At 44.0% G+C, this 12,750-nt stretch carries 15 protein-coding genes and 1 tRNA gene; 14 read left to right on the forward strand and 2 right to left on the reverse strand.

Annotation, left to right across the window (positions count from 1 at the left end; translation table 11 throughout):
• Positions 1-59: 59 nt before the first annotated feature.
• Both MSHOH_RS11205 and MSHOH_RS11210 read right to left on the reverse strand, forming a co-directional pair.
• Positions 60-938 (reverse strand): response regulator, encoded by an 879-nt coding sequence (locus MSHOH_RS11205; protein WP_048139681.1) that lies wholly within the window; start codon positions 936-938, stop codon positions 60-62.
• The gene (locus MSHOH_RS11210) at positions 907-1,629 is read right to left on the reverse strand and encodes an ATPase domain-containing protein (RefSeq protein ID WP_048139682.1); all 723 of its coding nucleotides are present in this window, start codon (positions 1,627-1,629) and stop codon (positions 907-909) included. Before MSHOH_RS11210 ends, MSHOH_RS11205 begins: the two co-directional genes overlap by 32 nt.
• Positions 1,630-2,123: 494 nt before the next feature.
• On the opposite strand from MSHOH_RS11210, the gene MSHOH_RS11215 reads away from it, so the two are divergent.
• From MSHOH_RS11215 to MSHOH_RS11280, 14 genes are all read left to right on the forward strand, one after another.
• Positions 2,124-2,462 carry a PadR family transcriptional regulator gene (locus tag MSHOH_RS11215; RefSeq protein WP_048139684.1) on the forward strand — a complete coding sequence of 113 codons (339 nt, stop codon included), beginning with the start codon at positions 2,124-2,126 and terminating at the stop codon, positions 2,460-2,462.
• Entirely contained in the window at positions 2,462-3,346 is an 885-nt protein-coding gene (locus MSHOH_RS11220) for a permease prefix domain 1-containing protein (protein WP_082089328.1), read from the forward strand. The genes MSHOH_RS11215 and MSHOH_RS11220 overlap by 1 nt, the downstream gene beginning before the upstream one ends.
• A gap of 40 nt (positions 3,347-3,386) precedes the next feature.
• Entirely contained in the window at positions 3,387-3,875 is a 489-nt protein-coding gene (locus MSHOH_RS11225; protein WP_048139688.1) for a hypothetical protein, read from the forward strand.
• A gap of 197 nt (positions 3,876-4,072) precedes the next feature.
• Positions 4,073-4,167: transfer RNA gene (locus tag MSHOH_RS11230), tRNA-Arg, on the forward strand.
• 501 nt (positions 4,168-4,668) lie between these two features.
• Positions 4,669-4,896 (forward strand): GNAT family N-acetyltransferase, encoded by a 228-nt coding sequence (locus tag MSHOH_RS25215; protein ID WP_239450938.1) that lies wholly within the window; start codon positions 4,669-4,671, stop codon positions 4,894-4,896.
• Positions 4,897-5,418: 522 nt separating this feature from the next.
• Positions 5,419-6,828: a F0F1 ATP synthase subunit beta gene (atpD, locus tag MSHOH_RS11240; protein WP_048143400.1), complete on the forward strand. Its 1,410-nt coding sequence runs from the start codon at positions 5,419-5,421 to the stop codon at positions 6,826-6,828.
• On the forward strand, positions 6,825-7,229 hold the full coding sequence (locus tag MSHOH_RS11245; RefSeq protein WP_082089329.1) for a F0F1 ATP synthase subunit epsilon: 405 nt from the start codon (positions 6,825-6,827) through the stop codon (positions 7,227-7,229). Before atpD ends, MSHOH_RS11245 begins: the two co-directional genes overlap by 4 nt.
• Complete coding sequence (locus MSHOH_RS11250) at positions 7,222-7,563, forward strand: AtpZ/AtpI family protein (protein WP_048139690.1); 342 nt, start codon at positions 7,222-7,224, stop codon at positions 7,561-7,563. Before MSHOH_RS11245 ends, MSHOH_RS11250 begins: the two co-directional genes overlap by 8 nt.
• A complete protein-coding gene (locus tag MSHOH_RS11255; protein WP_048139692.1) occupies positions 7,556-7,870 on the forward strand; it encodes an N-ATPase subunit AtpR in 315 nt (104 codons plus the stop codon). Before MSHOH_RS11250 ends, MSHOH_RS11255 begins: the two co-directional genes overlap by 8 nt.
• Positions 7,860-8,549 carry a F0F1 ATP synthase subunit A gene (locus MSHOH_RS11260; protein ID WP_048139695.1) on the forward strand — a complete coding sequence of 230 codons (690 nt, stop codon included), beginning with the start codon at positions 7,860-7,862 and terminating at the stop codon, positions 8,547-8,549. Before MSHOH_RS11255 ends, MSHOH_RS11260 begins: the two co-directional genes overlap by 11 nt.
• A gap of 37 nt (positions 8,550-8,586) precedes the next feature.
• Positions 8,587-8,862: a F0F1 ATP synthase subunit C gene (locus tag MSHOH_RS11265; protein WP_204245307.1), complete on the forward strand. Its 276-nt coding sequence runs from the start codon at positions 8,587-8,589 to the stop codon at positions 8,860-8,862.
• Between the two features lie 19 nt (positions 8,863-8,881).
• Positions 8,882-9,964: a F0F1 ATP synthase subunit B family protein gene (locus MSHOH_RS11270; RefSeq protein ID WP_048139697.1), complete on the forward strand. Its 1,083-nt coding sequence runs from the start codon at positions 8,882-8,884 to the stop codon at positions 9,962-9,964.
• Positions 9,965-10,043: 79 nt separating this feature from the next.
• Positions 10,044-11,705 carry an alternate F1F0 ATPase, F1 subunit alpha gene (locus MSHOH_RS11275; RefSeq protein ID WP_082089489.1) on the forward strand — a complete coding sequence of 554 codons (1,662 nt, stop codon included), beginning with the start codon at positions 10,044-10,046 and terminating at the stop codon, positions 11,703-11,705.
• Positions 11,702-12,610: a F0F1 ATP synthase subunit gamma gene (locus MSHOH_RS11280; protein WP_048139700.1), complete on the forward strand. Its 909-nt coding sequence runs from the start codon at positions 11,702-11,704 to the stop codon at positions 12,608-12,610. Before MSHOH_RS11275 ends, MSHOH_RS11280 begins: the two co-directional genes overlap by 4 nt.
• The last annotated feature ends 140 nt before the right edge of the window (positions 12,611-12,750 follow it).

Below are 12,750 nucleotides of genomic sequence, written 5' to 3' on the forward strand. Positions count from 1 at the left end.
AAAGGTGATCAGGTAGAATAGAAATCAAAATCATATGAAAAAGAAATAAAATAAAAAAATTATGCAGCTCTTATGAAAAATTCACAGCAGTCATTTCTGTTTCCTATGGTTTTTAGAGCTTCAAGTCTGCAGCCTGAATCCACTTTCAAAGTTATGTTTGAAAAAATTTTTCTGGTCAGTGTGCAGAGTATGGGGTTTTTGCGAGCTTCTTCTCCTTTCCAGGGACATTTTGTTCCTTTGACTATCCAGAGTTTTCCGTTTTCATCCATCGTCGAGGTAAAATTTCCACCCAGCTGGTTCATTATCTCGGCGCAGACATTTCCTGCGTAGGCAAGATCCATTTCCCTATCTTCAAAGTGGTACATGTCAAAAAGTGTTTTTTCGACCATTCCTGTCATCTGGTTTATTATGACTTTCTTTTCTTCATTGGAGACAGACTGAAGCAGGGTAGGAATTACGGCTGTAAGGATGCTCTGTACCCTGTTTTTTACTTCAAGGCTGTCACGGTCAGCAACCAGCCTGTCATGGAGGTATTTTACTCTGAGAAGAGATTTCACTCTCGTCTTGAGTTCAAGTCTGTTTATAGGTTTCGTGAGAAAGTCATCAGCTCCGACTTCAATCCCTTTTATACGGTCTTCAAGTTCCGAGAGAGCAGTAAGCATGAGGACCGGAATGAACTGGGTTTCGGGATTTTCTTTGAGAATTTTGCAAACTTCATAGCCGTTGACTTCAGGCATCATAACATCCAGAAGGACGATATCTGGCTTTTCTTCTTCAACCTTCTGAAGAGCTTCTTTTCCGCCGTAGGCACAGATAACTTCATAAGGCTCAACTGAAAGGTAGGCTTCCATCAGTTCTACGTTTTCCTTCATATCATCTACAATCAGGACTTTCGGTTTGTTTTTTTCATTCAACAAGGCTCCCTCCCTTGGTTTCATGAATCTTGATCCCTTCGGATGTGATTTCAAAAATCGACATATCCGGAGATATAGGAGTACTGCGCATCTTGGGTATGCACAGGTAGCGCTCCATTTTTCCCAGATAAGCATTCTCTTTTACCAGAAGGCGAATAGAACCGTAGACTGAGTACTCGGCAAGCTGATTAGTCAGGTTGTGTGCCGACTCATCCATAATTAAAAGTGTGGTGCAGCCTTTTTTTCTCACAAGATAGTTCAGTCCGTCAAACTGGTCCCTGAGCTTTTTTTTGGAAACTCTCAGGGCAAAGGTTCCCAGGTTATCTATGACAAGGCATTCTGTTCCTTCACGTATGAGTTCTATAAGATTAGGAAGCTCGATATCAAAGCTTTCAGGTTTAAATCCATACCTTGTCTGCCCTATGCTTTCTGAGCGAGTCTCAAATATGTTTTCTATGGTGAGTTGCCCGCTTTCATAGTAAGGTTTAATGTCATGCCCCAGTAATTCTGCCTGATAAAGAATATCTTCAGGAGTTTCTTCAGTTGCGATCATCAGGCATTTTCGTCCTTCAGCACAGTTCCTGTGAAGAAAATGGATCCCATAGATTGTTTTTCCACTTCCCGCTACGCCTGTTATCAGGGTTGCTTTATTCACAGGATAACCCCCGCTCAATTTTCTATCCAGTTCTTCTATGCCTGTTGAAACTCTCTCCATCCTGGTAAGCCCTCATTTTACTGTGTACTATGTCCCGTCTCATCTCCATGTTCTCAGACAGTTGTTATTTATAACTAATGTGAGTTATAGAAGGCATCCAAATAATTTGAACAGCTTTCTAGCTTCTAAACAAAATTACAAGTTATATAGGCAGAAATAAAATAACCTTCTGTTTTAGTTATTTTGTTTAGATAAGACATATCTATCTTCTTTAACTGACGGGTATGTGACTATATGACATCGGAAATTATTTGTATATATTAAAAGAACTTTTGTAATATAAAAGTTATGTCTGTAATATATTTCTTTTATTTTCGGGAAAGTTTTTATTTCAGTCGAATACCCCGCTAGCTTGCTGCGGGGTGCGCCAGCGCAACTTTGATATACGATTGAAAAATATACTTGACAGTCGTAGTAATATGTAATATAATGAATAGTGCCAATCGGATATACTTTTCAAGTGTAGAAATATGCTTGTCGTAAGGAGGATGAGTATGGAGCCGAAACTGTCATCGGATTTGCTCCGAGGCCACACGGAAACCATAGTGCTTGGAATCCTGCTTAAGCGGGATATGTACGGCTTTGAAATCTACAACACGATTTTGGAACGTACCGGCGAGAAGTACGAATTGAAAGAGACTACGTTGTATTCAAGCTATAAGCGGCTTGAAAAAGAAGGCTGCATCACCTCGTATTGGGGCGACGAAACACAGGGAGCCAGAAGGAAATATTACCGTATCACGGAGAAAGGCTGTGAACTCTACCAGCAGAACAAATTGGACTGGGAGTTTACGCAAACGATTATCAATGATTTGTTGAAGGAGGAAGAATGATGGACACTCAAAAATATGTTGACGGTCTGTTTTCCGGATATGAGGAAACGCCTGCCCTCACTGATTTCAAAGAGGAATTGCGGAGTAATCTGGACGACAGGATCGCAAATCTCATAAAAAAAGGTATGTCGGAACAAACAGCTTTCGCCAAAGCCACAACGGAACTTGGTGACGTATCTGTGCTGGCAGATGAAATCAGTTTTAAGAAGAAGAAAGAAGTATTTTCAGAAGTATACCTGAAAACCAAAAACTATATGAAATTATGGCAGAAGATCGGCTACACATTAGCGGGCGGACTGATGGCGCTCGGCATTATCATCTCTCTGCTGGCTTATTTTGCATCCGGTGATATTGTTGCCGGTCTTGGCGTTCTCATAGTGTTCTTTATCGTACCCGTGTGCGGCTTTGTATTCCTCGGCCTGACGCAGGAAACCGCCAGAAATATTCCTATGAATTGGAAACGGGCGCTCATTTATGTGGCGGCTGTGGGTGTCATTCTGTTTGGGCTTGTTGTTTTTGCCATATTATTCTTTGAAGAGAATGGCGTTGACAGAACGCTTGCGTCCATTGGCTCGCTGATACCTTTTGTTTTGCCCGGCTCCGTAGTCCTAGCTTTTTTGCTCCTTACCGAAAAGAACAGGCATAAGCCTTGGGTCGTTGAGCAGCAAGCGGTTTGGGCGGAGCGAATGAAAGATCAATTAGCTGATCCATATGCCGCGTCAAGATTCGGTCTGTTCTCCGGCGCATTGTGGATATTTGCCATTGCGTTATTCGCTGGATTGGGATTCCTGATCGGCTTTCAGTATTCATGGCTGGTGTTTCTTTTCGCTGTCTCAGGACAGCTTTTGATTCAAGCGTTTACGACGCCAAAAATCGAAAAATAAAGACCGCTCTATAAAGCGGGAATAGACGAGGAAGATTTTTATGAAGGTCAAGAATAGCAAAGCAATGAAATGGCTCCGGGCATTTCATATTCTAACCTCATCTGTTTGGTTTGGAGGAGTTGTCGCCATTGGTGCGTTAGCCTGGATTTGCTTTTTTAGATTGGAAGAAGCGACTTTTCTAACAGTCGCTCCATTAGTGCCTGAACTCTTTCCCACAGTGATTGCGCCGGCGGCGCTGCTGATCATTGCTCAAGGCATATTCTATGGCTTTTTTACCGGTTGGGGATTCCTTAAGCACAGATGGGTTATCTTAAAATGGATAGGTACATTTTTATTGTTTTTATTAACAGGAATGGGCACGGTTGGCCAAATGTTTTCGACAATTCAAAAAGTTGAAATGAATGGCTTTACCGGCGGTCTTGCGGATGGCGGCATGGTGTTGTTGTTTATCGCCATGCAAATTCTGATTATGGGAATCATGATTTGCGTGTCGGTGTTTAAGCCGTTCGGTAAAAAAGCAAAGGTATAAGGGGCAGGGAATGAATAATGGCTGCCGCTATACAAGCAGATAAACGAGGTGATTGCCCTTTATTTAATTAATAGGACTCCATAAACATTTTCCTTAATAGACTATTTTTAATTTGATCCCCTTTTCTTTCCCCTTTTTTCTTAATTTTTGAGAGAAACCTTTAATATGGATAGTTACTATCAATACAGCGGCACCGCGGGCTCGTGGGGTAGCCAGGATATCCTAATGGGCTTCGAAGTAAAGTTGTTTACGAAGATACCCATTGACTCGTGTTCGAATCGCGGCGGGCCCGCTAATCAATTTTCTTCTTGTCCTTAGTCTCAGAGTGCATTCTGTCAGTATTGCTTTTTTCAGGGAATTTTTAGTCCGTAGTCTCAATATATTAACTATGCAGGTCAGAAAAGAGGAGTCAATTATAGGCAAAATGGACTTATTGCATTTTAATTGAAAACACTATTAGAAGAATCAATAATGGAGAAAAATCGCTTTACCGTGGACTCTACTACATCCTGATACTGCAGTCAAGAACTGGAATAAAGTACTCCGGAAAGAAGGGGTACTTATCGTCATAGATGGGCTTTAGTTCCGCCGAAAAAAACAATTGAGTATCTCAGGAAGGCATGATTTAAGATCTGGAGGATGGCTTCTACGTCCGAAGAGGAGTTTTCATAAAAGAACAGAATGTGCTAGAAGAAGAGGAGTTTGACGAAGCGGACCTGAGGTCTCATCACGTAGTTGTGTATTCAGAGAGCAGGCATGTAGCTACAGGCAGGCTTTTTAAAACTGGAAAAAATTGGCTTATTGGAAGAATGCAGTCCTTAAAGAGTACAGAGAAAAACATGCAGGAAAACTCGTTGTGGAGAAACTTATGGAAAGGACTGCCGAACTCGATGCAGGAGATATCTACATTCACGCACAGACTCATGCAGTCAGTTTTTACGAGAAGTTTGGATTTGTCGCTTATGGAGATACTTTTCTTGAAGCTAACATAGAGCATATTTCAATGATAAAAAAGATGTAGAATCTGGCAGCTTAAAGCTATCTGAGATACATTCAAGTTCTACCTCTAATATCAAGTTCTGCCTCTAATTCCATTTTCAATTCTATCTTTGAATGTCAGTTAGAATTTTGAGCAGAACTGCATGTAATGATTGACAGGGAATTTTTACTATGTAAAAGAGTAAAGTCAAATTAATATAATTTAATGATTATTTCTTTAAGGGAAAGGGGAAACAAAGACGTGACTAATCTTCAGAATAGTGTTACGTGTATAAGTGATCAATAAATATAGTAGTTATTTAATGTGAAAAATAAACATAGTTTCTTTTGGGCAAAGTAGTTTCTTTGCCACAGGTGTTGCCTTTAAAGCAGTACTCTTCTGTTTTCTCTTCATCACTTCCTGCTTATCACAGTTTTTGCGGCATTAAACTGAGTATAAATTCCAGATATATCTCTTAATTTCACGGATTACATCCCATATAATAAAACAGGCATCTCCGAAAGTAAAAGGATGCAAAGCATGAGGGGAGCTGTTAAAGGTCATATGGAAGATAAACACAATTCCTCTAACTTCGGCACAGTTGTATCTGTACGCGGCAGTATTGTAGACGTACTATTCGAGAAGCATCTGCCACATGTATACACACTGTTACGTGCAGGAAAGAAAAGTCAAATTGCCATAGAGGTTTTGACCCAGCTTGACTCACACCACGTTCGCGGAATTGCTCTTACTCCCACAGAGGGTCTTGCTCGAGGTATGGCAGTGGAAGATACAGGCGGCCCTTTGAAAGCGCCTGTTGGTAGGGAAATCCTTTCGCGAATGTTCGATGTATTTGGAAATACCATAGACCTCATGGAGCCTCCTTCAGATGTCCAGTGGCGCTCAATCCATCAAGCTCCCCCACCGCTGGTACGCAGGTCCACTACGTCTGAAATCTTCGAGACTGGTATCAAAGCTATAGATGTGCTGGTACCGCTTGAGCGCGGAGGTAAAGCAGGTCTATTTGGAGGAGCGGGCGTTGGCAAGACTGTGTTACTAACCGAGATGATTCACAACGTAGTCAAGCAGCACCAGGGAGTGAGCATATTTTGCGGAATAGGCGAGCGTTGCCGAGAAGGGGAAGAGCTTTATCGTGATATGAAAGAAGCGGGCGTGCTTCCGAATACGGTTATGGTGTTCGGCCAGATGAACGAGCCACCAGGAGCCCGTTTTCGCGTAGGTCATACGGCACTGACAATGGCAGAGTACTTCAGGGACGATGAACGCCGAGATGTGCTCCTGCTCATAGATAACATCTTCAGGTTTATCCAGGCCGGTTCCGAGGTTTCCGGCTTGATGGGGCAGATGCCTTCACGCCTGGGATATCAGCCGACATTGGGCACCGAATTGTCTGAGTTAGAAGAGCGTATATCTACTACCGATGCAGGAGCCATAATGTCAATTCAAGCAGTGTATGTTCCTGCTGACGATTTCACTGACCCTTCGGCTGTGCACACATTTTCACATCTATCTGCATCAATTGTTCTCTCTCGCAAAAGGGCAAGTGAGGGGCTTTATCCTGCTATTGACCCTTTGCAGTCCAATTCCAAAATGGCCACGCCTGGCGTCATTGGTGAGAGGCACTATCGCCTTGCCCAGGAAATCCGGCAGACCCTCGCACAGTACTCGGAACTCAAGGACATTATTTCAATGCTTGGCCTGGAGCAGTTATCTCCGGAGGACCGCAATGTGGTCGCTCGAGCCCGCCGCCTTGAACGTTTCCTGACGCAGCCGTTTTTCACCACCGAGCAGTTCACAGGCATTAAAGGTAAATCTGTAAGCCTTTCAGATGCTCTCGATGGCTGCGAACGTATATTGAATGACGAATTCAAAGACTACCCTGAAAGCAACCTCTACATGATCGGAACAATTGACGAGGCAATAGCAAAAAAATCAAGCAGGGAGAAATCATGAACTCAGAACTCATGAATCTTAGAATCCTTCTGCCGTTCCAGATCTTTGCCGAAAAGAAAGGTGTGTCACGTATAGTCGCAGAAGGTCGCGAGGGTTCATTTGGACTCCTGCCACACCGACTTGATTGTGTCGCGGCTCTGGAGCCTGGAATTCTCACTTACGAAACCGAAGCAGAGGGTGAAGTTTATATCGCAGTCGATGAAGGCATATTGATCAAGACTGGTCAGGATGTGCTTGTCTCAGTACGTGGTGCCATTTTCGGAACAGATTTAAGCCAACTGCGGGAGGCTGTAGAGAAAGAATTTTTGACCGTAGACGAAACCGAGCAAAAAATTAGCTCAGTAATGAAAAAATTGGAAATTGGGCTTATACGTCGCTTAGCGGAGTTTCAGAATGTCTGACAAGCAGCCAGAGAAACCTTTGAAGGGCAAGTCACAGCATCTTGCCCGTCAGGTTGGGACAAAAGCTGAACGCAAACTCAGGGCTCAACGCCACGTAGATCGAACTATCTGGCTTGGTTTGGGCATGATGGGGCTCATAGGCTGGTCTGTAGCAGTTCCGACGCTAATCGGAGCTGCACTTGGGCTCTGGTTAGATGCGCACTATCCAGCAAGCTTTTCCTGGACGCTCACGATGCTGATTATCGGCCTGTTTATAGGTTGCTTGAATGCATGGCACTGGGTGGTTAAGGAGCATAAGGAAATGCAAGAGGAACAGGAGGATTATAATGAATGAAATTTTTAATCTTATCCTGGCTCTGGTAGCTGGTTTTTTACTCGGAGCTGTTTTCTTCGGCGGTCTCTGGTGGACTGTTCAGAAAGGACTTTCATCCAAAAGACCTGCATTCTGGTTCTTCGGTAGCCTGCTGTTGCGGACAAGCACTGCCATAGCTGGATTCTACTTTGTTTCGAACGGCCATTGGGAGAGGCTGCTAATATGCATGTTTGGGTTTTTTATTATGCGCCATATAGTAGTCAGACTCACAAGGCTGCCTGAGGAAGATCCGAATCAACTGATAAAGGAGGCCAGTAGTGCGACTTAGTCCTGATGAGCTAATTTTCTGGCAGTATGGCTTTATCAAACTCAATGCCACGATTGTATATACCTGGGGGCTTATGCTTGTAATGACGGTTGGCTCAAAAACCATTACAAGCAAACTCTCTACCGGTCTGGAACGTTCTCATTGGCAAAACATTTTGGAAATTATTGTCACAGGCATCCTGAAACAAATTGAAGACGTTGGTCTGGATCAGCCGAAGAAATACCTAGGTTTTTTGGGCACGCTCTTCCTTTTAATTGCCGTAGCCAATCTCTGTATCATAATCCCAGGCTATGAACCGCCAACAGGATCTCTCTCAACTACAGCTGCACTTGCATTATGCGTGTTTGTAGCCGTGCCAATTTTCGGCATTGAGGAGCAAGGAATAGTTAATTACCTGAAGTCCTACACAGAGCCGACGATCATCATGCTGCCGTTTAATATTATTAGTGAAATTTCTCGCACGCTGGCTCTGGCAATCCGTCTGTTCGGTAACATCATGAGCGGCTCGATGATCGTTGCAATTCTGCTGACCATTACGCCGTTCATCTTTCCGGATCTCATGATTGTTCTTGGTCTGCTCGTTGGTATGGTACAGGCCTATATCTTCAGCATCCTGGCTACAGTTTACATTGCTGCCGCTACGCGAACCAGCAGGTCAAGACGTAAAACTGGAGTCTAAGAATTGAAACAATAACTCAACAACAGAAGGAAACACTATGGCTTTGGACACTTATTCGACAACAATCGCAGTGGCATCAATTGCCGTCTCTGGCATTACAATAGGCATCGGGGTTATCGGGCCCGCAATTGGTGAAGGGCGAGCTGTTGCGACGGCTCTGAGTTCACTGGCACAGCAACCCGATGCTTCCGCAACAATAACCAGGACTCTGTTCGTGGGATTGGCTATGATCGAGTCTCTGGCTATCTATTGTTTTGTGGTCTCTATGATTCTCATTTTCGCCAATCCGTTCTGGGACCGTGCACTTACTTGATTTATAGAGGAAAATTATCATGCCGCTAATCGATTGGTTCACAGTTATTGCGCAAGTGATTAATTTCCTCATCCTTGTGTGGTTGTTGAAGCGCTTTCTTTATAAACCCATACTTAACGCCATTGATGCACGTGAGAAGAGGGTAGCAGATGAACTTGCGAATGCAGATACGAAAAAGGCAGAAGCGGAAAAAGAGAAAGAGGAGTTCAAGCATAAGAACGAGGAGTTCGATCAGCAGCGCAGTGCCCTCTTAAATAAGGCAAAAGAAGACGCAAAAGCTGAACGTCAGCGGTTTTTTGAAGAAGTAAGAAAAGAAGCCTCCGATTTGAGAGCAAAACAGCAGGAGGCATTAAAGAACGAAGAAGAAAACCTAAGTCAGGAAATCGGTCGCCGGACCCAGCAGGAAATATTTAGCATAGCGCGAAAAGTACTGGAAGACCTGGCTGGAACCAGTTTGGAAGAACGCGCAGTTGATGTGTTTTCTCAAAGGATGCGCACTCTGAATGATGAGGAAAAGAAACAGTTAGCTTCAGCACTTGGTGCATCACTAGGGCAGGTGCTCGTTCGTACTGCGTTTGACCTTCCACAGGAACAGCGTGACTCGATTAAAAAGACGATTAAAGAAACTCTTGGTATAGAAACTCAACCAAAATTCGAGACAGTGCCAGATCTTATCAGTGGTATCGAATTAACTACAGATGGACAAAAAGTGGCGTGGAGCATTGCAGACTATCTTACATCTCTGCAAAAAAGTATCGACGAACTGCTGAAAGAGCAGCCAAGAAGTAAAGCCAGAATCGAGCCTCAAACCGAAAATAACAAACCCAGGTCGGAAAACGAACCAGAAACTGAACAAGAGCCGGAAGCTGAGGCCAATAAACCCGAATCAAAAACTGAATCAGAAGGTGAAACCAGACCTGAAACTGATTATAATAAGCCCAAATCGAGAAAAGAGCCGGAAGCTGAGGCCAATAAACCCGAATCAAAAACTGAATCAGAAGGTGAAACCAGACCTGAAACTGATTATAATAAGCCCAAATCGAGAAAAGAGCCGGAAGCTAAACAGGAACCTGATGCAAAACAAGAATCTGAGGTTAAATAGGAATCTGGAGCCAGATTCGAATCTGTGGCTAAGCAGGAGACCAAGTTTAAAACAAAGCCCATATAAAGAGCCAATGAACATGGAACCTGAAAGTCTTAAGAATATTTTTGATAAAGTTTTCACCGAAATAGGTCAAGCCAGGGAATCAGTAACCCCGAAGCTTGCTCCGCAAGAGGTTGGCAGTATTTTGACAGTCTCTACAGGCATTGCAAATGTTTCCGGCCTTCCTACTGTAGGCTTCGATGAACTTATAAAATTTCCAGGGGATCTGTTCGGGATCGCGTTTAACGTTGATGAAAAAGAAATAGGTACCGTTCTACTGGGTGAATACTCACATCTGCATGCGGGAGATCAAGTTGAACGCACTCGACGGGTTATGGATGTTGCTGTAGGCGAAGAATTGCTTGGACGAGTTATTGATCCGCTAGGTCGTCCACTTGATGACAAAGGACCAATAGTTACCAGTAAGCGCTTGCCTATCGAACGACCCAGTCCGGCAATTATGGATCGATCTCCTGTTACTGTGCCTCTCCAGACAGGTATCAAAGTTATTGATGCTTTAATTCCTATCGGGCGTGGCCAGAGAGAACTGATTTTAGGGGACCGCCAGACTGGCAAAACCGCAATTGCAATCGATACTATCCTTAACCAGCGCAATTTTAACGTATTGTGTGTTTATTGTGCTATTGGTCAGCGTGCATCCGCAGTTGCCAGAGCAGTGGCAAACTTACGGGAAAGGGGTGCAATGGATTACACGATTGTTGTTGTAACTGAAGGCAATGACCCATCCGGACTAATCTATATTGCTCCTTATGCTGCGACCAGCATTGCAGAGTATTTTATGGAAGCAGGTCGGGACGTGCTGATTGTTTACGACGATCTTACCAATCATGCGCGTGCATATCGAGAACTTTCCCTTTTACTTCGCCGTCCTCCAGGGAGAGAAGCGTACCCAGGTGACATCTTTTATATTCACTCGCGACTGCTGGAGCGGTCTACGCACCTGCTCAAAGAACTGGGTGGAGGCTCACTCACTGCCCTTCCTATTATCGAAACCGAAGCACAAAATATTTCCGCCTATATTCCAACTAACCTGATTTCAATTACAGACGGGCAGATTTACCTCTCACCTTCACTTTTTGAATTGAGTGTGCTTCCTGCAGTTGATGTCGGCAAATCCGTTTCTCGTGTAGGCGGTAAAGCACAGCTTGCTGCCTATAGGGCAGTGGCTGGAGATCTCAAGCTTGCCTATTCACAATTTGAAGAGCTCGAAGCGTTTACCAGATTCGGCGCAAGGCTGGATGAAAATACACGAAAAGTAATTGAGCATGGGAGGCGGGTCCGCACCCTCCTGAAGCAACCTCAAAACTCTCCTGTACCCGTGCCCGATCAGATTGTTATTCTTGTTGCATTGAATGCAAAACTCTTCGACAATGTGCCGCTTGATAAAATGGGAGAGGCTGAGAGTGCCCTCCGCAAGGCAGTGTCAGATATTCCTTCTGATTTACGCGATCGGTTCAAAGGCGATAAAGAATTGAGCGACAAGGATCGCGAGACTATCCTTGATATCGCCCGCAAAGCACTGGAGCCTTACCAGCCAAAGCCCAAATCCGAATCCAAGCCGGAAGAAGCTAAAACCGAGGAAAAACATGAGTTAGGGACCCAGACTGAAGAAAAATTGAGTAAGTCAGAAGCCCAAACTGAAGGAAAGTCCGAGCCGGAAGCTAAGGAGAAATCATGACCGAAACCACGCAGAGTCTACGCACAAAGATAGATAGAGCAAACGATCTTCAGTCTGTCGTCCGCACTATGAAAGCCCTGGCAGCCTCGAACATAGGGCAATATGAAAAATCGGTTAGTGCTTTATCCGACTATTATCACACAGTGGAACTGGGTTTAGGCTTATGTTTTCGGAAAATTGCACTCATGCCAGCCCCGGCAGAAGAAAAAGGGCAAAAGAATGCACGTCTCATTGGAGCTGTCGTTTTTGGTTCGGACCAGGGGCTTGTAGGTCAATTTAATGATATAATAACCGATTACGCGGTCAAGGAACTGAAAGTTTTGACAGGTAAAGTTCAGGTTTGGGCTGTAGGAGAGCGTGTTTATTCACGCCTGGTAGATGGGGACTTGCAGCCTATTGGACTTTATAATGTGCCAAATTCGGTTAAGGCCATTACCCCACTTATAGCGCAAATTCTTGTGGAAAATGAGAAATTACGCAGCCAGGATGAAGATGCTGAACTTCATCTATATTACAACCGCCACAAAACCAGAGTTACCTACGAGCCAGTTAGCCAGCGACTGCTGCCACTTGATGAAACATGGCGAGATGACCTGATCAAACTTTCCTGGCCAACCAAAAACTTGCTGCCTGAGGTAATGGGCGATATCACAGAGACCTTGCGAGCACTCATCCGCGAGTACCTTTTCGTTTCGCTTTTTAGGGCATGTGCCGAGTCCCTTGCAAGTGAAAATTCGAGCCGGCTAGCAGCGATGCAACGCGCAGACAAAAACATTGATGAGTTGCTTAATAATCTTAGAGGAGAATTCTACCGTGTGCGGCAAAGTGGTATTGACGAGGAGCTGTTTGAAGTTGTTTCAGGTTTTGAAGCACTTTCCAGGTCTCACAGTTCTGAAAGCCGCTAAAAATACGGTTGATGTGATTAACTAATGTATCCGGACAAAGTAAGGAATTTGGAAAAATTAGTTTTGTGAAACGGAACAGGAAGAAAAGTATGAAATTTCCGAATATTATGCATCGAGTAAAAGAACTCTGATATCTAAAT

Source organism: Methanosarcina horonobensis HB-1 = JCM 15518 (assembly GCF_000970285.1).
Lineage (GTDB): Archaea > Halobacteriota > Methanosarcinia > Methanosarcinales > Methanosarcinaceae > Methanosarcina > Methanosarcina horonobensis.

Coding starts and splice junctions, on each gene's coding strand:
- MSHOH_RS11205 (WP_048139681.1), bottom strand. CDS start 938: ATGAAACCAAGGGAGGGAGCCTTGTTGAATGAAAAAAACAAACCGAAA.
- MSHOH_RS11210 (WP_048139682.1), bottom strand. CDS start 1,629: ATGGAGAGAGTTTCAACAGGCATAGAAGAACTGGATAGAAAATTGAGC.
- MSHOH_RS11215 (WP_048139684.1), top strand. CDS start 2,124: ATGGAGCCGAAACTGTCATCGGATTTGCTCCGAGGCCACACGGAAACC.
- MSHOH_RS11220 (WP_082089328.1), top strand. CDS start 2,462: ATGGACACTCAAAAATATGTTGACGGTCTGTTTTCCGGATATGAGGAA.
- MSHOH_RS11225 (WP_048139688.1), top strand. CDS start 3,387: ATGAAGGTCAAGAATAGCAAAGCAATGAAATGGCTCCGGGCATTTCAT.
- atpD (WP_048143400.1), top strand. CDS start 5,419: ATGGAAGATAAACACAATTCCTCTAACTTCGGCACAGTTGTATCTGTA.
- MSHOH_RS11245 (WP_082089329.1), top strand. CDS start 6,825: ATGAACTCAGAACTCATGAATCTTAGAATCCTTCTGCCGTTCCAGATC.
- MSHOH_RS11250 (WP_048139690.1), top strand. CDS start 7,222: ATGTCTGACAAGCAGCCAGAGAAACCTTTGAAGGGCAAGTCACAGCAT.
- MSHOH_RS11255 (WP_048139692.1), top strand. CDS start 7,556: ATGAATGAAATTTTTAATCTTATCCTGGCTCTGGTAGCTGGTTTTTTA.
- MSHOH_RS11265 (WP_204245307.1), top strand. CDS start 8,587: ATGGCTTTGGACACTTATTCGACAACAATCGCAGTGGCATCAATTGCC.
- MSHOH_RS11270 (WP_048139697.1), top strand. CDS start 8,882: ATGCCGCTAATCGATTGGTTCACAGTTATTGCGCAAGTGATTAATTTC.
- MSHOH_RS11275 (WP_082089489.1), top strand. CDS start 10,044: ATGGAACCTGAAAGTCTTAAGAATATTTTTGATAAAGTTTTCACCGAA.
- MSHOH_RS11280 (WP_048139700.1), top strand. CDS start 11,702: ATGACCGAAACCACGCAGAGTCTACGCACAAAGATAGATAGAGCAAAC.